The organism is Aurantiacibacter hainanensis (genome assembly GCF_036321025.1).
Classification (GTDB): domain Bacteria; phylum Pseudomonadota; class Alphaproteobacteria; order Sphingomonadales; family Sphingomonadaceae; genus Alteraurantiacibacter; species Alteraurantiacibacter hainanensis.
On record NZ_JAZAPB010000002.1, the window covers coordinates 1200606 to 1222995 of the forward strand.

Below are 22390 nucleotides of genomic sequence, written 5' to 3' on the forward strand. Positions count from 1 at the left end.
GGGGATCCTGTCTTGTCGTGCAAACTGTGTGGGATTTGGGCTGCCTCTTAGCAGGGACGCACATGGGCGCAAGTCGCGCGGAAAATGCCGGGCTGGATGCGACATCGCTCTGCCAGGTCGATCACCACGCCGGGCAACAATCGCGCAAGGGCCAGGGCGGCGGCCGCCCCGATGGGGCTTTCTGCAAGTTTTCGGGCTGCGCGGGCCAGTTGGACCGGGGGATGCGCCTGCGCTGCAAAGGCGCGCTGGAACGCTGGCGCCGCGGCGGCACCGCCGGCAATCCAGTGCCGCGCCGCCATGGAACCGCTGGCAATCGCTATGGACATGCCCTCTCCGGCAAGAGACGGGATCACCGCAGCCTGGTCTCCCAACCTGTAGACGCCCGGCGCGGTTTCGCGCGCGATCCAGCCATAGGGCACTGCGCCGATGCTCTCGATACGATGGGCCTGCCAGTCGGTGCCGAGACGCGCGGCCAGAGCGCTGCTTCCCTCTGCCAGCCTTTCAAGGAGGGCGGCGGGGGTGCCGCCGCATTCGGCCAGCGCCGACTTGCGCAGGGCAAGGCAGATATTGGCAGAGCCACCCTCCTGCAGCACGATGCCGGCATAACCGCCGCGGAACAGATGCAGCTCTATGGCGGAACCGATCAGGGAAGTGCGCTGTCGGCTCGCGGGCAGTCGCAATCGCAGCCCGAGGGCCGGGTCGCTGTCCCGGCGCGGTCGGCTTTCGCCGCGAATATCGTGCTTGCCGGTCGCAAGGAACATCGTTGAGGCGGACCAATCCTGCCGCTGACCGTGCGCCACGCCTTTCGACAGCCCGTTCACGCAGTCGATTTCGAGTCGCGCACCCTTGGCCAGCGCGGCCTGCCGCATGCGGGTATCGAGCGCGCGGCGCGAGAGTCCGAGCGCGGGTTGGGGGAGGGGTGCGCTCACCTCGCGGCCATGGGCGAAAATGCGCAGGTGATCGACTTGCTGCCCACCCAGGTCGTCCGTCGCGATGCCCAGGGCATCGAGCTGCGCCAGCGTGCGCCAGCTCATGAAGCCGCCACACAGCGGATCGCCTACATCCTCGTTTCGGTCTACGAGCAGAGGCCGGTGCCCCGCTCGCGCGAGCTCGACCGCTGCGGCGCAGCCTGCGGGCCCCGCGCCCAGGATCAGCGGATGATCGCCTAGCGCACGCATGACACGCACAACCGGAAGGGAAACTTGCGTTCGACCTTCGCCCCCTGAACGCCTGCCTCTGCGAGCATCTCCTGCCAGTCTTCGGGCCGGAAAGAACGGGCGATGGATGTCTGCCCGTCCATCCGCACAATGCGGTGAAGGCCCGCGATCTGCGAGAGGATGGGATAACCCAGGTAACTGACCACGTGACGATGCAGGTCGTTCACGAACCAGCCGACGCGGGCCTCGCTATCCATCACCTGCAGGAACAGCAGCAATTCCTCGCGGCTCATGTGATGGGCGACCAGGCTGGAGACGATGAAGTCCCATTTCGAATCCATCAGGTCGGCATAGTCGCCGGTGCGATAGACGATCGGCATTTCGGGCGGCGTGGCCTCGCGCGCCGCCAGCTGGCTGCGTGTATTCATGTCCACGCCAACCAGGCGGGCCTTGATCCCTCGATGTTCGGCCCAAAGCGCGATCTCGCGCAGCATGTCGCCCTGACCGTAGCCGATATCGAGCAAGGTGAAGTGGTCGCGCCCCGCGAGGGCTCGGCCGAGAAACTCCAGGGTGGGGCGATAGGCGAGGGTGAGGCGGTTTACGCGGGCAAGGTCTGTAAGGACGGCCCGATATACCGGCTCCGGCAGGGCCGGATCGTCCATCATCTCTTCCTGGTCGAGCCGCTCAGCCAGCATAGCCGTCCACCCAGTCGAAACGCAGCCCTTCCATGGCAAGGCCCGGCCCGAAGGCGAGGGCCACGCCGTTGCGGGGGCGCTCGCGCGACAGCCGTTCCAGCACGAACAGCACCGTGGCGGACGACATGTTTCCGAACTCGTCGAGAACGCCTCGCGACGCGGCAAGGGCTTCGGCGGGAAGCGACAATCCGCGCTCGACTGCATCCAGAACGGATCGCCCGCCGGGATGAACGGCCCAGACGTCGGGCGCATCGTTGCCCCTGATTTTCGCCTGCGTGTGAGAATTCTCCAGGGCATCGGCCAGGCGGCCCGGAACCTCGCCGGAAAGGTGCATGGCGAAGCCCCTGTCGCCGATCGTCCAGGTGATCAGCTCGTCACTTTCGTCGAGGGCGAGTGAAAGGCTTTCACCCAGCGCCACGCCGCTTCCCTCGGCACTGACGATCACGGCGGCGGCACCGTCGGCAAACTGGCCCATGGCCAGCAGGCTTTCGATATCGTCGGTTTCCTGCAGGTGCAGGGTGCAAAGCTCCACGGCGATGGCCAGCACCCTGGCCGAGGGATCGGAGCGGACGATATGCGCGGCGGTGCGCAGCAGGGTGATCCCGGCATAGCAGCCCATGAAGCCGATGGAGACGCGCTCCACCTCCGCCGGGAGGCCGAGCCGCCGTGCTATCAGCTGGTCCAGGCCAGGTGCCATGAAGCCGGTGCAGCTGGCGATCACGATGTGGGTTACGCCATCGGTATCGGGCAGGCCCTCGACGGCCCGCATGGCCAGATCGGGCGCGGCGGCGGCATAGCGCTGCATGCGCGCGGCGGTGCCGGGTTCCTCGCCGTTCATGTAGAAGCTGCCGAAATCCAGCGCGGCATCGCTGCCCGAGAGCACGGAGAACCGGTGCGAAATGCCCCCGCGCGCTTCCATGCGGCGGAAAAGCGCGGCCTTGCGTTCGTCGGCAAGCTGGCTTGCGGCCCAGTCGGTATATCGGGAATGCACGTCGGAATCGGGCACCGCGGTGGCGATCGCATTGATGCGCGGGGCGCTGCGGTGTTCGGTTCTGGACATGCAGGGCTTCAACGACCGAAGGGGCCGCCTGTGCCGCTCATCCGCAGAAATTCGCGCGTGCGGCCTCGTATTCGGAGATCAGCTGCTCGCAGATTTCCCTGGTGGGGCGAACGTCGCGAACAGATCCGGTGCCGTGTCCGGCGGACCATATCGTTTTCCAGGCCTTCGCTTCCTCGTTCAGCGACATTTCGCCCGGTGCATCGTGCAACTGTGCCGCCTCCAGGCTGGGTGTCAGGAAGTTGGCGCCAACGCCTGTCACCTTGTTGGTGTAGGTGATGTCCTTCGCACTGGCGCCGATCATCATGTCCTTCTGGCCCTGTGGAGCCATGCTTTCCTCGGCCGCGATGAAGTGGCTGCCGAAATAGGCGAAGTCGCACCCCATCATCTGCGCGGCAGCGATGTGGCCGCCGTGGCTCATCGATCCCGAAAGGATCAGCGCGCCGTCCCAGAACTCGCGGATTTCGCTGGTGAGGGCGAAGGGGCTGAAGGTGCCGGCATGGCCGCCCGCTCCGGCAGCGACGGCGATGATGCCGTCAACGCCGGCTTCTGCCGCCTTTTCGGCGTGGCGGCGCTGGATCACGTCATGAAAGACCAGGCCGCCATAGGAATGGACGGCATCGACCAGGTCGGAAACCGCGCCCAGCGAAGTGATGATCAGCGGCACCTTGTGCTTGATGCAGACTTCGAGATCGGCCTGCACCCGCGGGTTGGACCCGTGGACGATCAGGTTGACCCCATAGGGTGCCGCATCGTCGCCCAGCCGCTCCTCGATCTCGCAGAGCCATTCGTCGAACCCTTCGGTCGATCGCTGGTTCAGCGCGGGGAAGGTGCCGCACAGCCCGGCCTTGCAGCTTTCCACCACGAGGTCGGGGCCGGATACGAGGAACATGGGGGCGACGATGGCGGGCACTTTCAGCCCGCCAGCGAAGCTCTCCAGCGGCGTCGTCAAAACGCGTCCTCCGGCATGTCCATCATGCTGCCCTTGCCGCTGGTGATGGCCATCATCTGCGCCATCGCGGGCGGAAGCAGGCGATCGAAGAAGAACCGTGCGGTGACGATCTTGGCTTCGTAGAAGGCCTTTTCGTCGGTGCCTTCCTCCAGCCTGGCGTGGGCGATCTTGGCCGCCTTGGCAAAGCAGTAGCCCATGGCGACGAAGCCCAGCAGACGCAGGTAGTCGGTGGCGGCAGCGCCAGCTTCCTCGGGATCCTTCAGGCCCTTCTGCGCGATGTGGCCGGTGGACATCTGCAACGCGCCGAAGGCCTGCTGCAGACTGGCGGTCATCTTCCCGATGTGGGCGTCAGAGCCGTGGTCCTCGATGAACTGCGACACCGGGTGGAAGAAACTGCGCAGGTTCTTGCCCATGCGATCCGGCAGCTTGCGGCCGACGAGGTCCAGCGCCTGGATGCCGTTCGTGCCCTCATAAATCTGGGCGATGCGGGCATCGCGGGCGAACTGTTCGACACCGGTTTCCTGGATGTAGCCATGACCGCCGTGCACCTGCACCGCGATGTGCGCACTCTCGTGTCCAAGATCGGTGAACAGCGCCTTCACGACCGGCGTCATCAGGGCGACGAAATCCTTCGCCCGCTCGCGCGCTTCGGGCTCTTTCGCCGCATGTTCGGCGTCCAGAGCGCGGCTGACCCACGCGGAAACCGCGCGGCTGCCCTCGTTGTAGGCGCGCATGGTCATCAGCATGCGGCGCACATCGGGATGGACGATGATCGGATCGGCCGGGCCATCGGGATTCTTCACGCCCGACAGCGAGCGGCCCTGCAGGCGATCCTTCGCGTAGTAGACGGCCGACTGATAGGCGATCTCGCCCACGCCCAGGCCCTGGATACCGACCGCCACGCGTTCGGTGTTCATCATGGCGAACATGGCTTCCAGTCCGCGATGCGGCTTGCCCACGAGCCAGCCCTTGGCGTCCTCGAAAGACATCTGGCACGTGGCCGATGCCTTCAGGCCCATCTTGTGTTCGATGGCCGTGGCCGTGGCGTTGTTGAAATCGCCCAGCGATCCGTCGTCCTTGGGAAGGTATTTCGGCACCAGGAACAGCGAGATGCCTTTCACCCCGGGAGGGGCATCGGGCAGGCGCGCCAGCACCAGGTGGACGATGTTGTCGGTCAGGTCGTGGTCGCCGGCGCTGATGAAGATCTTGTTGCCGGTGACGAGGTAGCTGCCGTCGTCCTGCGGTTCCGCCTTGGTGCGCAGCATGCCCAGGTCCGTGCCGCAGTGCGATTCTGTCAGGCACATGGTGCCGGTCCATTCGCCGTTGGCCATCTTCGGCATGTAGAAGTTCTTCAGGTCGTCGCTGCCATAGGCTTCCAGCGCCACCATCGCGCCGTTGGTGAGGCCCGGGTAGAGGCCGAAGCTGAGATTGGCCGAGCAGGTCATCTCTTCCACCATCTTGCCGATCGCATGCGGCGCGCCCTGGCCGCCCCATTTCTCGGCCACGCCAAGTCCGGCCCAGCCGCCCTCGCAGAACTGCTTGTAGGCGTCCTGGAACCCTTCCGGCGTGCGGACCACGCCGTTCTCGATGCGGCAGCCTTCCTGATCGCCGGGCCAGTTGATCGGCAGCAGCACGTCACGGCACAGCTTGTTCGCTTCCTCGAGAATGGCGTTCGTCACGTCCTCGTCGAAATCCTCGAACCCCTCGAGTTCGCCGAAGCCGTCGTCCTCGTGGAGTTCGTAGATGTTGAAGCGCATGTCGCGGATGGGGGCTTCATAGACTTGCATTGGACAAATCCTCTCTCGGGTCAGTTACGCAGCGGCTTGCCGGTTTCGAGCATGTGCTCGACACGGGCCTGCGACTTCGGGTTGCGGACAAGGCGCATGAAGCTATCGCGCTCCAGCTTCAGCAGGTCGGCCTCGGTCACGATCTCGGTAACGTCGGTATCACCGCCGGTCAGGATGGTGGCAAGTTCGCCTGCGACGGTCACGTCGTGGTCGGTTGCCTTGCCCTGACGGTGGAAGCTCTCGACCGCCAGTTCCAGCGCAGCCTTGCCGCTTGGTCCGGGCAGGCGATATTCGGGCTTTTCCGGAGCCTCGTATCCATCCACCATCGCCAGTGCGCGCTGCTTCGCGTCGTACAGAAGGCGGTCGCGGTTCATGGTGATGCCGTCGTCATGGCGCAGGAAACCGTATTCCTTGCCCTCGGCAGCCGACTTGGCGACCGTGGCGACGGAAATGATCTCGAAAGCCTTTGATACCGCGGGCATCGGGCCGTTGGGGTGGCGCGGATTGTTTTCCCAGCGAGACAGCATCTCGCCGCAGCCACCCCATCCCGGAACGATGCCGACGCCGGTTTCGACCAGGCCGATGTAGGTTTCGGCATGGGCCTGGATGGCATCGGAGTTGAGACAGATCTCGCAGCCGCCGCCCAGCGCCATTCCAGCCGGGGCCGATACGACGGGGAAGGGGGCATACTTCAGCGCCTTGTAGGCATCCTGTCCGCCTTTCACGAGCTTCTCCACCTCGCTCCATGCGGCGATATTCAGCGCGAACATGGCAAGGCCGAGATTGGCACCGGCAGAGAAGTTGGAGCCTTCGTTGTAAACGACGAGAGCCTTGTAGTCCTTCTTCACCAGCGGGACGGCCTTCTGGATGAGCTTCATCACCTGCTCGTCCAGCGCGTTCATCTTGCCGGTGAATTCCAGCGCGACCACGCCGTCGCCGACGTCCCACAGAGCGGCGGATCCATTGGCCATCAGCGGCTCTGCGGTCAGCTTGATGTCTTCCAGCAACAGCACGCCTTCGGGGCGTTCGACGTCGTGGTATTCGCCGTCGGTGCCCAGGTACTGGCGCTTGCCGCCTTCCACGCGGTAGAAGCTGCGGCCATCGGCCATGCGCAGGATTTCCGGCACCGGCAGGTCGTCGGCCTCGAGGCGTTCGACCAGGTGCGAGACGCCGATCTTGTCGATCATCTCGAACGGGCCGGACTTCCAGTTGTAGCCCAGCTTCATCGCGTCATCCACGCCGACAACCGTGGCCGTCGCCTCGGGCACAATGCTGGCTGCGTAGGAGAGGGTGGGGCCGAGAATGGCCCAGGCGTAGTCGCCCACCTTGCCTTCCTGCGAGATAAGGGCCTTCAGGTCCTTCTTCGCGGGGCCGCGAACGATGCCGGGGCGAGCCGCCGCACGGTATTCGCCGGACTTCAGGTCCTTGGCTTCCTTCACCTTGCCACCGCCTTCGCGGTTGATGCGATAGAAGCCGCCTTTGCCCTTGCGGCCGGTGTAGCCGCTCTCGATCATGCCCTCGATCAGCTTCTCGCTGCGGGCGATCTTCTGGTACCAGTCGTCCTCCGGCAGGGTGGAGGTGAGGCTTTCCATCAGGTGCGGCATCAGGTCGATGCCGATCAGGTCGATCAGCCCGAACACGCCGGTCTTGGGCACGCCCATCGGACGGCCGCCGATCTCGTCGGCCTCCTCCACCGAAATACCCATGTCGAATGCGGAATTCACCGCCTGCTGGATCCAGAAGGTGCCGATGCGGTTGGCGATGAAGCCGGGCGAATCCTCGGCATCGACGGGGGTCTTGCCCAGTTTCCGGTCCACGAATTCGCGGACCATTTCCAGCGTGCGCTTGTCCGTCTGCGGACCGGCCACGAGTTCGATCAACCGCATGTAGCGGGGCGGATTGAAGAAGTGAGTGATCAGGAAATCGCGCTTGAAGGCGTCGGACCGGCCCTCGGTCAGCTTCTCCAGCGGGATGGTGGAGGTGTTGGAGGACACGGCCGTGCCTTCCTTGCGCACCTTTTCCAGCTTGGAATAGAGGTCCTGCTTGATGTCGAGCCGTTCGATGATGGCTTCCACCACCCAGTCGCACTCGGCAACCTTGTCCAGGTCGTCCTCGATATTGCCGGTTTCCACCAGCCTGGCCGGACGCTTGCCCATGAAGGGGGCAGGGTCGGCCTTCAGCATTTTCTTCACCGCGCCTTCGGCGATGGCATTGCGATTGTCGCCTTCCTTCGGAACGATATCCAGGAGCAGCACGGGTACCCCGGCATTGGCGATCTGAGCGGCGATCCCGGCACCCATCGTGCCGGCGCCGATCACGCAGACTTTCTTGATGGCCTTGTCGCTCATTATGCAGTCTCCAGGATCGTCGCGATGCCCTGTCCGCCACCGATGCACTGGGTGACGAGGGCGTATTTCTTGCCTTCGCGCTTCAGCAGGCTGGCGGCCTTGCCGACGATGCGCGCGCCGGTGGCGCCCAGCGGGTGGCCGATGGCAATGGCACCGCCATCCAGGTTGATCTTCTCTTCCGGAATGCCGAGGTCGCCAATGCAGGCGATGGACTGGCTGGAGAACGCCTCGTTCAGTTCAACCACGTCGATGTCGTCCATGGTGAGGCCTGCGCGGGACAGTGCCTTCTTCGATGCCTCGACCGGACCGATGCCCATGATCTCGGGCGCGCAGCCGGAAATGGCCATGCTCTTGACCTTGGCGATCACGGGCAGGTTGTTCTTCGCGGCATAGTCGGCGCTGCACACCAGCACGGCGGCAGAACCGTCGGTCAGGGGAGAGGCGGTGCCTGCGGTCACGGTGCCATTCTCGTCGAACGAGAGCTTGAGACCAGCCAGACCTTCGGCGGTGGTATCGGGGCGCGGCGTGCCGTCCACATCGACGACGGTGCCGTCGGGCAGGGTGATCGGCACGATCTCTTCCTTGAAGGAGCCCTTCTTAATCGCCTCGCCAGCCTTCTGCTGGCTCTTCAACGCGAAGGCTTCCTGCGCCTCGCGCGAAAGCTCGTACTTCCTCGCAACATTTTCCGCCGTGTCGCCCATGCCGATGTAGGCGGCGCTGCGCTTGGCGAGTTCGGGGTTCGGCATGGGGTTGAACCCGGTCATCGGCACGCGGCTCATCGATTCGACGCCCGCGGCGATGAATACTTCGCCCGCACCAAGCGCGATCTGGCCTGCGGCGTAGTGCACCGCGCTCATGGACGAACCGCAGAAACGGTTCATGGTCATGCCGCCGATGCTCAGCGGCAGGTCGGCCAGCAGCACGACGAGGCGCGCGATGTTGAAGCCCTGCTCGCCTTCGGGGAAGGCGCAGCCCATGAGCACGTCCTCGATATCATCGGCATTTACGCCGGTGCGTTCGATCAGGCCCTTGATGGTGTTGGCCGCCAGATCGTCCGGGCGGACCTTTGCCAGCGCGCCACGATGGGCGGGGTGGAACGGGGAGCGGACATATCCGGCAATGACGACATCACTCATTGTTTTCTCGTGCCTTTCTCTTTCGCGCGTTGACCTTTTGCGCCGAATGGTTACGATAAAGTCTGTCACCTGACGTATACGTCAAGCAACGACAAATCAAGACGCAGTTTGAACGGTTCGCCCGTTTCCTGCGTCGACTAGGAAAGGATGTTCCATGACCGTGGCGGCGGCAACGTCTCACCCGCTCGATCCTTCGCGGATCCTTGATGCAGAGGGCAAAATTCGGCCCCGGCTGCTGACTGAAAGCTTCGACCGGGCCGTCACGCAGTTTCCCGACCGGGTGGCGATCGATTTTCTCGGACGCGAGTGGACCTATGGCGAACTGGGCCGGGAGGTCGACCGGGTGGCGGCAGGATTGCAGGCGCTGGGCCTTGAAAAGGATGACCGCTTCGGACTCTGCCTGCCGAACACGCCCTATTCGGTGATCCTCTACTACGCGGTTCTGCGCGCCGGGGGCATCGTGGTGCAGCTTAACCCGCTCTATTCCGAAAGCGAGGTGGAATTCCTCATCACCGATTCCGGCGCCAAGATGGTGGCGGTGCCCGATCTCGAGCTGCTGCATTCCAAGGTTGCCCACGCTTGGGGAGCGGAAGGCAGTTCGCTGGAGCGGATCGTCCTGTGTTCCATGGGCGACGTGCTGCCGTTCTGGAAAAGCATTGGCCTGCGCACGCTGAAACGGTCCGCGCTGGCGAAGAAGCAGGCGGGCGTCACCTATTCGCATTATCGCGATGTTGCTGGTCACAAGGCCTCTCTCCGCCCGGTCAAGCAGGATCCTGGCGATGTCGCGGTCCTGCAATATACAGGTGGAACGACCGGGCGGCCAAAGGGTGCCATGCTCACCCATGCAAGCCTTGCCGCCAATTCCGCTCAGATGCTGCTTCACATCGGCGAGGAGCGCGATCAGCAGGAACGCACGCTGGGCGTGCTGCCGCTGTTCCACGTCTTCGCGCTGACCTGCGTCCTCAATTTCGGTGTCGAAATTGCCGCCGAGCTGGTCCTTCTCCCGCGGTTTGAGATGGACGAGGTTCTGGCCACCATCAAGCGCAAGCCGCCGACGCAGATGTTCGGCGTGCCCACCATCTACAACGCGCTGGGTTCGCTGCCCGACGACAAGATCCCCGATCTGCGATCCGTGCGGACCAGCATCTCCGGTGGGGCGCCGCTGCCGCTGGAGGTGCGCAAGCAGTACGAGGCACGCACGGGCTCTCCCGTCTCGGAAGGCTATGGCCTGACGGAGGCATCGCCCATCATTACCAGCAACCCGTTGCTGGGGCGCCAGCCGGTGAAGGAAAATTCGGCCGGGCCCGCCTTCCCGCACACCGTGGTGGAGATCCGCGACCCGGAAACCGGCGCGCTTGTGCCACAGGGCGAGCGCGGCGAGATATGCGCCCGCGGCCCGCAGCTGATGAAGGGCTACTGGAACCGTGACGACGCGACAGAGAAGGTTTTCGTCGAAGGCGCGCTGCGCACCGGCGACATCGGCTACCTGGACGAGGACGGTTATCTCTTCATCGTCGACCGCATCAAGGACCTGATCCTGTGCAGCGGGTATAACGTCTATCCGCGCACGATCGAGGATGCGGCCTACGAACATCCCGCGGTGAAGGAGGCGGTGGCCATCGGCATCCCCGACGATTATCGCGGCGAAGCGCCCAAGCTGTTCATCGCGCTGCACGAAGGCGAGGAACTGGACGCTGCGACGCTGCACCAGTTCCTGAAGATGCGGCTCAGCCCGATCGAGATGCCCGATGCCTACGAATTCCGCGACGAACTGCCCAAGACGCTGGTGGGCAAGCTCGAGAAGAAGCAGCTCGTGGCCGAGGAGAAGGCCCGGGCCGAGGCGGCAAGGGCTGAAGCGGCAAAGGGGGGAAGTGCATGAGCGAGCCTGCAAAGGAAACGGCTGGCGGGATGCCCGGCTTCGAGGACATGAAGCAGGGCGATCTGAAAAGCATCGCGGAGGCATCCGAGGCGCTGGGCGTTACCCAGCGCACGCTGCGCTTCTATGAAGACAAGGGCCTGATCCAACCCGGGCGAGTGGGATCCATGCGAGTCTATTCGCGGCGCGAAATGGGCCGCATGCAGTTGATCCTGCGCGGAAAGCGGCTGGGCTTCAGCATCCGCGAAATCGGCGAGTTCCTGAGCCTCTACGATCACGACCCCGATCAGGTGGTGCAGGCAAAACGCATGCTGGAAGCCACGCAGGAACGGCTGGCGGAACTGCGCCAGCAACGCGAAGCTATCGATCAGACGATTGCCGAGCTCGAGAGCATCGAGGCCATGTCGCGGCGCCACCTCGCGCAGCGGGACAAGTAGCCCAAAAACGGGTTCTCAGGAAAAGAGAGCGCGAATGGTGGGCGTACCAAGGTTCGAACTTGGGACCCCTACGATGTCAACATAGTGCTCTACCACTGAGCTATACGCCCACACCATTCGGGTTTTGCCGTCTCGCCAAGCGGACGGCAGGCGGGCCATCTAGCGCCGCCGCTCGGCTTTCGCAAGAGGGGTTTCGCGGCAATAGCGCAGTGTTCAGACGGAAACCGCCGCGCTGTCCTCGAACACGCGTTCAACTTCCATCACCAGGTCCTTCAGGTGGAAGGGCTTGGAGAGCATCTTCGCGTGCGGAGCCTCGCGGTTGGCCTTCAGGGCGACTGCGGCGAATCCGGTGATGAACATCACCTTCGTCGACGGGCTCAGCTCGTTGCATCGCTGGGCCAGCTCGATCCCGTCCATCTCGGGCATCACGATATCGGAAAGCAGCAGATCGTAGATCTCGGTTTCCAGCAGCGGCAGCGCTTCGGTGCCGCAGGAAACTGCCATGACCGAAAAACCAGCCTGCTCGAGCGCCCTGGTCAGGTAGGTGCGCATCGCAGTGTCGTCTTCGGCCAGCAGGATACGGATCATGCCTTCATCTTCCCCATGAATGTGTGTGAGGATCGTCTCTAAGCACATCCGTGTTAAAAATCTGCCCTTGATCGGCACCTGCCCAGCAATGGGACAGGCATTCTTTGACAAGGGGATAGTTCACCGTCAGCAATGACGCAGATGGATGCGCACGGTTCCGGTCCTTTCGATTCGCATGTGAGCGATGGCGGCCTGCTTCCTGGTGGGGAAGGGCGCCCGGCATTCGTGCTTCACCGCCCGAAGGCGTTGCCCCTTCCGATCGTGATCGCCGTGCCGCATGCCGGCAGGGATTACCCCAACGCATTACTGAACCGGATGCGCCAGCCCGCAGAAGCGACTCCGCGGCTGGAAGACCGCTATGTCGACCTCGTGGCCCGCGATGTGGCCACGGCGACAGGTGCCGTCCTCCTGATGGCAAGCGCACCGCGCGCCATGATCGATCTTAACCGGTCTCCCGAAGATATCGATTGGGAAATGGTCGCAGGTCCGCGAAGCGGATACGTGCGCTCGCGCCTGGCCGCTGGCCGCCGTTCGCGCAGCGGGCTGGGCCTCGTGCCCCGCCGCCTGCCGGGACTCGGCGAATTGTGGCGCCAGCGCACGACCTCGGCCGATCTGTCGCAGCGCATAGAGCAGGTGCACACGCCCTATCACCTCTCGCTCTCGCAGATGCTGGAAACCCTGCGCGACCGCTGGGGTGCCGCCCTGCTGCTCGACGTCCATTCGATGCCGCCACTCGGCCCCAAGACGGGCAAGGACGCGGCAGCGGACTTCGTGATCGGAGATCGCTTCGGCGCCTCGTGCGAGGGGCATCTCGTTTCCGCGGCGCTCGACCATTTCGACGAGCATGGAGCGAGGGCTGCGCATAACCGGCCCTATGCGGGCGGATACGTGCTGGATCGTCATGGAGCGCCGGCAAGGGGAATTTCCGCCATGCAGCTGGAAATCTGCCGGGCTACCTATCTCGATGCGGAACTGCGCGAACCTGGCGAAGGGCTCGAGGCGGTCTCGCACCTTCTCGCCGGGCTGGTGCGCAGGTTGGCCGAGGAAGTGACGAAAGGTGCGCAGGGTTTCGCCCAGGCGGCCGAATAGCGCTCAAGAATCATCGCCATGAAAAAACCGCCCCGTGCATGAAGCACGGAGCGGCCAAGGTTCAGGGAGGAGGCACACCGAAGTGCGCCTATCCGACCGGGCCATGAGGGGAGCGCCGATCGGACATTCCTAAAATAGGATCAGCCGCAACCGATTCAAGAATTAACGTGCCGAAGGCGGCCCGCCGGGCCGCCTTCGTCGTATTCCGCGGGCGCCTTGCCGACGCCAGCGCCGGATCAGGCCTTCGTGGCGCCTTCCTTGGCTGCCCCGTTGCCCTGGCGCATGCCTTCCGGGCCCTTGCCCATTTCGACCTGGCGGGCGAAAATGTTGCGCATCAGGTCGAGCGAGAAGAGGTGCGCGAAGATGAGCGGCAGCAGGCCGTTCTCGTTCCACTTGCGGAGCTGGTCGCCACGAAGCTCGCGAAGCTTCTCCTGGTTCACCATGCGGAACCCGCGATAGGTGTAGGGCTTGTCGGGCGCGTCGGCGCGGTTGATGGCGATTTCACCGTCCATCAGCAGGTCGTGGCTTTGCATTTCCTGCATGAACATCTGGGTGCGGTTGCCGGCTTCCTCGAACTTTTCGCAAAACTGCAGCAGGCCCTTGCAATGCTCGCTCGGCTCCTTGCTGTCGGTGAACAGCGGCTGGCCTTCGTCGAACTTGCCGACAAGATCGCTCGTGGGATCGAAACACAGCGACAGGTTGTCAGAGTTCTGATCCAGCTTGGCCAGCAGGAAGGGGTAGCGACGGACGTAGGCGGGGATATAGGGGGCCGTGTCGTCGCGAAGCGAACCGTCTTCCTTGAAGAAGACGTTCACGCCTTCGTTGAGGCCCATCAGGGCGAGCGGAACGGAGCGTTCGCCGGAAGAAAAGACGATCGGGTAGCTACGCTGGGCCGAGGGAAATTCCTCGACCGTGAGAGGAATGGCGTGCTGGTCGGCGACCCAGGGTGCCTTGTCGACGGAACGGGCATGCCAGTCGGCATGGTCGTTGCTGTTGAGGGGGATCAGTTCCTTGTAAAGGACGGGCAAACTGGCTTTCGGCGCGCTGGCCATCATACTCTCCGATCGATCTGGATAACGGTATCCGACTTCGCTGTCGGTATCCGCCGCTGTGAATTTCGTGAAACTCGCGCCGGGCCTTAGAGGGAGTCTCCACCGGTTTCAAGCGGCACCAACTTGCCCGGATTCAGCAAGCCGTCGGGGTCCAGCGCCTGCTTGACCCGGCGCAGGATCGCCAGTTGCGCCGCATCGCCAAGGCGCGCCAGTTCGTCGCGCTTCAGCTGGCCGATCCCGTGCTCTGCACTGATCGACCCGTTCCACGCCGTCACTTCGTCATGAACGAAGGCGCTGATGGCCTTGCCTTCGCTTTCCTCCCACTCGCCGGGTGTGGCGCCGCTGGGTGCAAGGACGTGGAAATGGACGTTGCCGTCTCCCAGGTGTCCGAAGGCAACCGCCCGGCTGCCGGGAAAGGCCTTCTCGACCTTGGGCACGGCATCGGCGACGAAATCCGCCATGTCGGGCACGGGAACGGAAATGTCATGCTGCATCGCCGGCCCCAGAGCCCGCTCGGCCGGGGCGATCTCGTCGCGCAGCATCCAGAAATCCTCGGCCTGTGCCTCGTTTCGGGCGATCGTCGCATCGACGACCAGTCCCTTTTCGAACGCGCTTTCGAGCAACTCCTGCGCAAGATCGGGGAGGGCGTCCGCGCCGGAGGAATCGGCTGTCAGTTCGATCAGTGCGTTCCATGCGTGGTGATCCTGCAAGGGCGCGCGGGCGTTTGCGCTGTGCGCCAGCACGGCCTCCAGGGAATGGCGCGGCATGACCTCGAAGCCTTCCAGCGCTTCACCGGCCACCCGCTCTGCATGCAGCAGCAGCTTTCGGGCATCGCGAATGTCCTCCAGCCCGGCCCACAGCACGGCGCGATCGGCAACCGCGGGCAACAGGCGCAGCGTGGCCGCGGTGACGATCCCCAGGGTACCTTCAGAGCCGATCAGCAACTGCTTCATGTCGAAGCCGCGATTGTCCTTCTTCAGCGGGCGGAGGGAATCGAATACCTCGCCATCGGCCATCACCGCCTCGATCCCCAGCACCTGCGCGCGCATCGAGCCGTGGCGCAGCACCTGCGTGCCGCCTGCATTGGTGGAGATGAGTCCGCCGATCGTGGCCGAACCCTTGCCGCCGAGAGTCAGGGGAAAGCGCAGGTCCTTCGCCTCCACCGTCTCGTGAAGGGTCTGCAGGATCAGGCCCGCCTCGCAAGTGATCTGCCGTGCATCGACATCGAAGTTACGGACCTTGTCCATCCGGCGCAGCGACAGCACGATGGCATTGCCGCTCTCGTCGGGCGTGGCACCGCCCGACATGCCGCTGTTGCCGCCCTGGGGCACGATCGGCACCCCGTGCCTGGCGCAAAGCTTGACCAGCGCGGCAACCTCTTGCGTGTTGTCAGGGGAGGCCATGCCCAGCGCGCGCCCGGTGAAACGGCCACGCCAGTCGGTCAGCCACGGGCTGATAAGTTCAGGATCGGTGGTGAAACCACGTTCGCCCAGCAAGTCGGCAGCCTGGGCAAGGAATTGGTCGCTATCGCTCATGCAAACGCGTTGCCACTATCGGGGCGTTGTTGCAAAGGGCCGTTTCAGGTTAAGCCGTCATTCAATCCACCTTGCTAGTCAGGCGAACCATCGGCGGATCCCGCTTTTCGGGCCGTTTGCAAAAGACACCGGCATGAAACGCATCGCTGCCCTTCTCGCGCTCGTCGCCCTGCTAGTGCCGCTGTTCGCGGCTCAGTTGCCCGTGCGTGCAGCGGCACAGGAAGATCCGGTTCGTTCAGGTCCGCAGTCCATGTCGCCACTGGGGTTCGGGCGTTCTTCCGTCTCGCCGGGCACGTTGCTGGACCAGGCGCATCGGCCTCCCGAGCAACACCAGGTTCGTATCCGTCAAAGGGTTATCGTGCGCATCTCTCCCGCACCGGCAAGGGCGCGCACTCAGATCCTGGCGGATCTGCCGAGGCGCCCGATCGCGCGCAGCTTCGAAGAAGTGGAACACGGCGAATGCGTCGATGTGAACGACATCGTCGGAGTTCAGCCTGCTGCTGACAACCGCCTGCTGTTCTTCACCGAAGGGCGGCAGGTGCTGGCGGCCACGCTGGAACGATCGTGCACGGCACGCGCCTTCTATGCCGGGTTCTATGTGGAGCGCAGCGACGACGGGCAGCTTTGCGTATCGCGCGACTTGCTGCAGTCGCGGGCGGGCGCCAGTTGCGAGGTTGCGGAGTTCAGCCGGCTTGTCGCCGTGGGCGAATAGGGCGAATTCACCCGAAAATCTTGACTTTCCCCACGTCTGCTGCATAGGGCGCGCGACAGTGAAGGCGCCGATTTTCGAGCGCTCAATTTTCCGGACCTAACGCATTGACCACTTTCGCCGATCTCGGCCTTTCCCCTGAATTGCTCAAAGCCGTGGAGACGGCCGGCTACACGCAGCCGACCCCCATCCAGGCAGAAGCCATTCCGGCCGTGCTGATGATGAAGGACGTGCTTGGCATCGCGCAGACCGGCACCGGCAAGACGGCCAGTTTCGTGCTGCCGATGATCGACGTGCTCGCAAGTGGCCGTCGCCGCGCGCTCATGCCGCGGTCCCTGATCCTTGAACCGACGCGCGAACTGGCCGCACAGGTCGCCGAGAATTTCGAGAAGTACGGCGAGAACCACGATCTCAAGATGGCACTGCTGATCGGCGGCGTGCAGATGGGCGATCAGGTCAAGGCGCTGAACGAAGGCGTCGACGTGCTGATCGCCACGCCCGGCCGCCTGATGGACCTGTTCGAGCGCGGCAAGATCATGCTCAACGCCTGTGAGCTGGTGGTGATCGACGAGGCCGACCGCATGCTCGACATGGGATTCATCCCCGATATCGAGTTCATCTGCGACAAGCTGCCCGATCAGCGTCAGACGCTGTTGTTTTCGGCCACCATGCCCGCTCCCATCGAGAAGCTGGCCAAGAAATTCCTCAATAACCCGAAGCGCATCGAGGTGAGCCGGGCAGCTTCCACCAACGAGAACATCACCGCTTTCAAGATTCCGGTAAAGAACCGCGAGAAGCGCGAGACGCTGGAATGGCTGCTGCGCAACGACCTGGTGGATACGGCGATCGTATTCTCCAACCGCAAGACCACGGTGCGCGAACTCAACAAGGCACTGCAGCGCAGCGGATTTGCCAGTGGCGAGATCCACGGCGATATCGACCAGGCGCAGCGCAACGCCGAACTGCAGCGTTTCAAGGATGGGGAGATCAACATCCTCGTTGCCAGCGACGTTGCCGCGCGCGGGCTGGACATCAAGGGTGTCAGCCACATCTTCAATTACGATACGCCCTGGCATCCCGACGATTACGTTCACCGCATCGGTCGCACGGGCCGCGCGGGCGCGAAGGGCCGCGCCTTCACTTTCGTTGGCGAAGGTGACGACGAGGCGATCGACAACGTCGAGAAGCTGACCGGCGCGAAGATCCCCGTCTTCGGCAAGAAGGACGTTCGCGTCGAGCTGCCCAAAGCGCAGCCGAAGCAGGACGAGGACGAAGATGCGCAGGACGAGCGGGAAGAGAAGCCCAGGCGCTCTCGCTCGCGCAAGGACGAGAGCAACAAGCCCGAGCGCAAGGACGAGAGCAACAGGCCCGAGCGCAAGGACGAGGGCAACAAGCCCGAGCGCAAGGAAGCGCCCAGGAAGGCGGCCGACAAGCCCGCTCGCAAGCAGGGCGGCCAGTCGCACCGTCGGGGTGATGACGACGAGCGTGTTCCGGCAGGCGAGTGGAACGGGCCGAAGCCCGATTTCCTCGGCGTTGGCTTCGATTGATCGCCAATCCGGGGGCCGTCGCCTCTCGGAGAAATATCAGCAAGTAAACAAAGTTGGTCGTGTTCTCGCGGCCAACTGCGCCATGGACGAAGTCACGAACTTCAGCGCGAGGGCATCCATGTACAGCAAAGGTATCGAAGGCGGCGCAATGCCGATGGACCCACGCGTCTTCGACCGGGTTTTGTCCCGCTTCCGACTGACGCGGGCGGGCGTGGCCGGCGCTCTCAGCAAGTCGGTGGAAATCGAGTTTCCCGATATCACCGCGGCGATTGAATTCGCCGTCCGTGAATTTGGCGTCGGTGAGCTGGAGATCGTCCGCGACGACATCCACGCCTATCTCCTGCAGATCCACGCGGATCGGTCGTGGTTTCTCAAGCCTGCCTACCGCCTCTGACCCCGTCGCCAGAGGTTCGGATACTCAGCTTACCCGTTCGTTGAGGTAGAGATAGGCGGGATCGAACTCGGCCAGTTTTTGCAATCCCTCCCAGTCCTGGATTCGCACCGTCTGTGACTGGAGGGTGGCCAGGCCGTCTTCCCTCAGTTCCCTCATCAGCCGGTTCACATGCATCTGCGTGAAGCCAAGGCACTCGCCGATCTGCGACTGGTTGAGAGGCAGGCGATAGGTATAGCCATCGGTCAGGCCCACGACCTCGGACCGGCAATAAAGTTCGCACAGCAAATGAGCGATCCTGCTCTTTCCCGACCGGGAGCCGATGTTCACGATCCATTGCCTGTGAATCGATGCGTCCACCATCGTCGTGAACCAGAGAATACGCGCCATGCGCGGTGAAATATCGATGATTTCCGAGATATCGGGGTGATGGAACTTCACGATGGTGCAACGGGAAAGGGTGCAGATGGCGTGATCCAGCATTTCCAGCGGATAGGAATGCAGGTCGACGAAATCGCCGGCGATCTGGACTTCCATGATCTGGCGCTGGCCGTCCAGGTTGTCCTTGCACCGGCAGGCGAAGCCATCGATGATGAGCGACGAATAGCCGATACGCTCGCCTTCCCGCACCAGGTACTCTCCCGGCGCGAAGGTGTGTGTTTCGGCCATCCGCTCCTGAAGCAGGCGGACCTCGTCATCTGAAAATTCATACCGTCGCCTGATCGACGCGACGAACTTGCCGATATCAACGGCTTCGTCTGCACGACGATCGTCGCGCATGCTCTGCATGTCCCGCTCTGCCAAGATGACCCCGCACACAATTGATCGAATTGCCAAATCGATTGCTAGCGCGATATTCGCTGGATTGCCAGCAGATCGATGGCTGGCGAACTATAGTTCGCTCAGGCCAGTGAAACGAAGCTGTCGATCACCCGCTTGGTCCCGGCCTTCTCGAAATCGATTTCCAGCTTGTTGCCTTCCTGCCCGATGACTTCGCCGTAGCCGAACTTCTCGTGAAACACCCGCGCGCCGATCTCCACGTCGTCGCGTGGCTTGGCGGCAAAGCTTGCAGCGCTCCGGCCCGGCTCCTTCAGCCGCGCCTGCTTCGTCTCGTAACCGGTGGCGAGAGCGCGCTGCCATCCGGGTCCGCGCGCACTGGAGCGATCGGGGCGGCTGCTGGAGACGTGGGCGAAGGGATCCTCGCTCTCGCTCCAGTTGGCCTGCCACAGCGACTTGCCACCGGTCATGGTGGTTTCGCTCTCGATATAGTCGTCGGGCAGTTCCTCTATGAAACGGCTGGGAATGGAACTGGTCCACTGGCCGTAGATGCGCCGGTTCGCGGCGTGCAGGATCGTGCAACGACGCCGGGCCCGGGTGATGGCGACATAGGCGAGGCGGCGTTCCTCCTCGAGGCTGGCGAGGCCGCCTTCGTCCAGTGAACGCTGCGACGGGAACACGCCTTCTTCCCAGCCCGGCAGGAAGACGTGGTCGAACTCCAGCCCCTTGGCGGCGTGCATGGTCATGATGGTGACCTTCTCTTCCTCGTCGTTCGCGTCGTTGTCCATGACGAGGCTGACGTGTTCGAGGAAATCGCCAAGCGTCTCGTATTCTTCCATCGCGCGCGCGAGTTCGACGAGGTTTTCGGCCCGGCCCGCGCTTTCGGCCGAGCGATCGGCCTTGAGCATGGCGTCGTAACCGGACTCCTCCAGCACGGCGCGCATGAGGTCTGCCGGGGTCACGGCCTCGCTCATTTCGCGCCAGCGCAGGAAATCGCCCATCATGGCGGCGATGGTGTTGCGGGCGCGGGCCGGCAGTTCGTCGCTGTCCGCCAGTTCCAGCGCGGCGGCGGCCAGCGGCTGTTTGGTACGCCGGGCGTGCTGATGCATCTTTTCAAGCGTCTTCGCGCCAAGCCCTCGCTTGGGCTGGTTGTAGATGCGTTCGAAGGCAAGGTCGTCGGCGGGCTGGGCGATCACCCGCAGGTAGGCGAGGGCATCGCGGATTTCCGCGCGCTCGTAGAAACGGAATCCGCCGATGATGCGATAGGAGAGGCCGATCTGGATGAAGCGGTCCTCGAACTCGCGGGTCTGGTACTGTGCGCGGACAAGGATCGCGACCTGTTCCAGCGAAGCACCCTCGCGTTCCAGCCGCTCGATGTCCTCGCCCACGCGGCGCGCTTCCTCGGGCGCGTCCCACACGCCGACGACGCGCACTTTCGGGCCTTCGGGCAACTGGGTCCACAGCGTCTTGCCGAGGCGCTGGCTGTTGGCCTCGATCAGGCCGCTGGCGGCGGCGAGGATCTGGGGGGTGGAGCGATAGTTCTGCTCGAGCTTCACCACCTTGGCGCCGGGGAAGTCCTTCTCGAAGCGCAGGATGTTCGCCACTTCCGCGCCGCGCCAGGAATAGATGGACTGGTCGTCGTCGCCCACGACGCAGATGTTCTTGCGCTCCTGCGCCAGCAGCCGCAGCCAGAGATACTGCACGGCATTGGTATCCTGGTATTCGTCGACGAGGATGTACTTGTACCGTTGCTGATAGGTCTTCAGCACGTCTGAATTCTGGCGAAAGACGTTCAGCACGTGCAGCAGCAGGTCGCCGAAATCGCAGGCGTTTAGGCTCTTGAGCCGTTCCTGGTACAGGCGGTACATCTCCGCGCCCTTGCCGTTGGCATAGCTTTCGTTGTCGACGGCCGTCAGGTCGCCGGGGTTGAGGCCGCGGTTCTTCCAGCTGTCGATCAGTCCCGCCAGCTGGCGCGGCGGCCAGCGCTTTTCGTCAAGGTCGTTGTCGCGGATCAGCGTCTTGAGCAGTCGCAACTGGTCATCGGTGTCGATGATCGTGAAATTGCTTTCCAGCCCCACCAGTTCGGCATGGCGGCGCAGCATCTTGGCGCAGATCGAGTGGAAGGTGCCGAGCCAGGGCATCCCTTCCAGCGCGCCCCCGGTAAGCGTGCTCACGCGTTCGCGCATCTCGCGCGCGGCCTTGTTCGTAAAGGTGACGCAGAGGATTTCGCTGGGCCAGGCCAGCCGTTCCCGCACGATGTGCGCCAGGCGGTGGGTGAGGGCGGCAGTCTTGCCCGTTCCGGCCCCGGCCAACATCAGCACCGGCCCCTCGGTCGTGATGACCGCCTCCCGCTGCGGCGCATTGAGGTGCGACAGCCATTCGGGGACGGCTTTCGCGGGAAGGGAATCGGCGCTGGAAGTGGGCTGGGTCACTAGTGAACAGCTAGGGAACACCGCCGCATCGTGCAAGGCGCGCGACGAAACGGGGAACCCGGTTTTCTCGGAACAGGCGCCGGTAAAGGCCCGTTTATGGGACATACGCAACGACGCGAAACGACACAGGAGACCGATCCATGAAGAAGGCATTTCTCGCCGCCGCCACCGCGCTTTCCATGGCCGCCGTCCCTGCCGCAGCGCAGGTGCACGACGTCGACGACAAGCGCGACATGACGCCCCAACAGCAGGTGATGTACGATGATCTGTCTGCCGATCAGCAGGCCGTATTCGACACCTACACCCCCGATCAGCAGACGATGTATTTCGGCTGGAACGACGCCCTGCGCGGCTATTACTGGTCGCTGGACGAAAACCAGCAGGACGCATGGTGGTATCTGAACGATGATCAGCGCGTGACGCTGTTCCAGATCCAGGCGCCCGAACAGCGCGAAGCAGCGTGGAATTCGGTAATCGCACAGGTCGATGAACTCGAAACGCGCAGCTCGACCGCTCAGACCACCGCGACGCGAACTGCCGCCAACACCACTGGCAACATCCAGTTTGTGAACACCGGTATCGTGCAGGACATTCCGCCCGCACACCAGGGAGAGTATCCTGTCTGTGAGAGCGATGCGGACGATAACTGCATCAACGCGTGGGCCGCTGGCCAGCGTGGGCCCGGAGTAGACCGCCCGCTCAGTTACTGGCCTGGTGAACCCGCCAGTTCCTAACGACAGCCAAGAAGACCGGACCGACCGGTCCTGAAGAGAGGGCCGCCCGTCATGGGCGGCCCTTTCCCGTGCGCGGAACCCCAGCAGAGGG

The 22390-nt window shown here is 63.7% G+C and carries 19 protein-coding genes and 1 tRNA gene; 7 read left to right on the top strand and 13 right to left on the bottom strand.

Translation table 11 applies throughout. The annotated features are described in order from the left end of the window. Window positions 1-47: 47 nt before the first annotated feature. The 7 genes from AAA989_RS13165 to AAA989_RS13195 are packed head-to-tail and all read right to left on the bottom strand — an operon-like array spanning window position 48 to window position 9132. Window positions 48-1178: an NAD(P)/FAD-dependent oxidoreductase gene (locus AAA989_RS13165; protein WP_338244295.1), complete on the bottom strand. Its 1131-nt coding sequence runs from the start codon at window positions 1176-1178 to the stop codon at window positions 48-50. After that, entirely contained in the window at window positions 1166-1852 is a 687-nt protein-coding gene (locus AAA989_RS13170) for a methyltransferase domain-containing protein (RefSeq protein ID WP_338244297.1), read from the bottom strand. The genes AAA989_RS13165 and AAA989_RS13170 overlap by 13 nt, the downstream gene beginning before the upstream one ends. Further along, window positions 1842-2912 carry a type III polyketide synthase gene (locus AAA989_RS13175; protein WP_338244299.1) on the bottom strand — a complete coding sequence of 357 codons (1071 nt, stop codon included), beginning with the start codon at window positions 2910-2912 and terminating at the stop codon, window positions 1842-1844. Before AAA989_RS13175 ends, AAA989_RS13170 begins: the two co-directional genes overlap by 11 nt. A 37-nt stretch (window positions 2913-2949) precedes the next feature. Beyond that, window positions 2950-3861: an NAD(P)H-dependent flavin oxidoreductase gene (locus AAA989_RS13180; RefSeq protein ID WP_434781446.1), complete on the bottom strand. Its 912-nt coding sequence runs from the start codon at window positions 3859-3861 to the stop codon at window positions 2950-2952. After that, window positions 3858-5648: an acyl-CoA dehydrogenase C-terminal domain-containing protein gene (locus AAA989_RS13185; RefSeq protein ID WP_338244301.1), complete on the bottom strand. Its 1791-nt coding sequence runs from the start codon at window positions 5646-5648 to the stop codon at window positions 3858-3860. Before AAA989_RS13185 ends, AAA989_RS13180 begins: the two co-directional genes overlap by 4 nt. Window positions 5649-5668: 20 nt before the next feature. After that, window positions 5669-7996, bottom strand: coding sequence for a 3-hydroxyacyl-CoA dehydrogenase/enoyl-CoA hydratase family protein (locus AAA989_RS13190; protein WP_338244303.1), 2328 nt, complete (start codon window positions 7994-7996; stop codon window positions 5669-5671). Beyond that, the gene (locus AAA989_RS13195; protein ID WP_338244305.1) at window positions 7996-9132 is read right to left on the bottom strand and encodes a thiolase family protein; all 1137 of its coding nucleotides are present in this window, start codon (window positions 9130-9132) and stop codon (window positions 7996-7998) included. The genes AAA989_RS13190 and AAA989_RS13195 overlap by 1 nt, the downstream gene beginning before the upstream one ends. 154 nt (window positions 9133-9286) lie before the next feature. Between AAA989_RS13195 and AAA989_RS13200 the strand changes: the two genes are divergently transcribed. Both AAA989_RS13200 and AAA989_RS13205 read left to right on the top strand, forming a co-directional pair. Continuing rightward, the gene (locus AAA989_RS13200; RefSeq protein WP_338244307.1) at window positions 9287-11011 is read left to right on the top strand and encodes a long-chain-fatty-acid--CoA ligase; all 1725 of its coding nucleotides are present in this window, start codon (window positions 9287-9289) and stop codon (window positions 11009-11011) included. A gap of 29 nt (window positions 11012-11040) precedes the next feature. Next, on the top strand, window positions 11041-11445 hold the full coding sequence (locus tag AAA989_RS13205) for a MerR family transcriptional regulator (protein ID WP_434781456.1): 405 nt from the start codon (window positions 11041-11043) through the stop codon (window positions 11443-11445). 35 nt (window positions 11446-11480) lie between these two features. Here AAA989_RS13205 and AAA989_RS13210 read toward each other — a convergent pair. Together AAA989_RS13210 and cpdR are read right to left on the bottom strand one after the other, a co-directional pair. After that, window positions 11481-11555 (bottom strand) — tRNA-Val (locus AAA989_RS13210). Between the two features lie 103 nt (window positions 11556-11658). Beyond that, window positions 11659-12033: a cell cycle two-component system response regulator CpdR gene (cpdR, locus tag AAA989_RS13215; protein ID WP_338244309.1), complete on the bottom strand. Its 375-nt coding sequence runs from the start codon at window positions 12031-12033 to the stop codon at window positions 11659-11661. A gap of 132 nt (window positions 12034-12165) precedes the next feature. On the opposite strand from cpdR, the gene AAA989_RS13220 reads away from it, so the two are divergent. Continuing rightward, window positions 12166-13122: an N-formylglutamate amidohydrolase gene (locus AAA989_RS13220; RefSeq protein ID WP_338244311.1), complete on the top strand. Its 957-nt coding sequence runs from the start codon at window positions 12166-12168 to the stop codon at window positions 13120-13122. Window positions 13123-13358: 236 nt separating this feature from the next. Here AAA989_RS13220 and AAA989_RS13225 read toward each other — a convergent pair whose 3' ends face one another. Together AAA989_RS13225 and AAA989_RS13230 are read right to left on the bottom strand one after the other, a co-directional pair. Further along, a complete protein-coding gene (locus AAA989_RS13225) occupies window positions 13359-14174 on the bottom strand; it encodes a SapC family protein (protein ID WP_338244313.1) in 816 nt (271 codons plus the stop codon). A gap of 86 nt (window positions 14175-14260) precedes the next feature. After that, window positions 14261-15709, bottom strand: a complete 1449-nt coding sequence (locus tag AAA989_RS13230; RefSeq protein ID WP_338244314.1) for an FAD-binding oxidoreductase — start codon at window positions 15707-15709, stop codon at window positions 14261-14263. Window positions 15710-15842: 133 nt separating this feature from the next. Between AAA989_RS13230 and AAA989_RS13235 the strand changes: the two genes are divergently transcribed. From AAA989_RS13235 to AAA989_RS13245, 3 genes are all read left to right on the top strand, one after another. Further along, the gene (locus AAA989_RS13235; protein ID WP_338244316.1) at window positions 15843-16421 is read left to right on the top strand and encodes a hypothetical protein; all 579 of its coding nucleotides are present in this window, start codon (window positions 15843-15845) and stop codon (window positions 16419-16421) included. A gap of 104 nt (window positions 16422-16525) precedes the next feature. Then, a complete protein-coding gene (locus tag AAA989_RS13240; RefSeq protein ID WP_338244318.1) occupies window positions 16526-17965 on the top strand; it encodes a DEAD/DEAH box helicase in 1440 nt (479 codons plus the stop codon). Between the two features lie 82 nt (window positions 17966-18047). Further along, window positions 18048-18359, top strand: coding sequence for a hypothetical protein (locus AAA989_RS13245; RefSeq protein ID WP_338244320.1), 312 nt, complete (start codon window positions 18048-18050; stop codon window positions 18357-18359). Window positions 18360-18383: 24 nt separating this feature from the next. Here AAA989_RS13245 and AAA989_RS13250 read toward each other — a convergent pair whose 3' ends face one another. Then, window positions 18384-19136, bottom strand: a complete 753-nt coding sequence (locus AAA989_RS13250; RefSeq protein ID WP_338244322.1) for a Crp/Fnr family transcriptional regulator — start codon at window positions 19134-19136, stop codon at window positions 18384-18386. 122 nt (window positions 19137-19258) lie between these two features. Continuing rightward, entirely contained in the window at window positions 19259-21508 is a 2250-nt protein-coding gene (locus tag AAA989_RS13255; RefSeq protein WP_338245539.1) for an ATP-dependent helicase, read from the bottom strand. A gap of 197 nt (window positions 21509-21705) precedes the next feature. Between AAA989_RS13255 and AAA989_RS13260 the strand changes: the two genes are divergently transcribed. Then, window positions 21706-22299 (top strand): hypothetical protein, encoded by a 594-nt coding sequence (locus tag AAA989_RS13260; RefSeq protein WP_338244324.1) that lies wholly within the window; start codon window positions 21706-21708, stop codon window positions 22297-22299. Window positions 22300-22390: the final 91 nt, after the last annotated feature.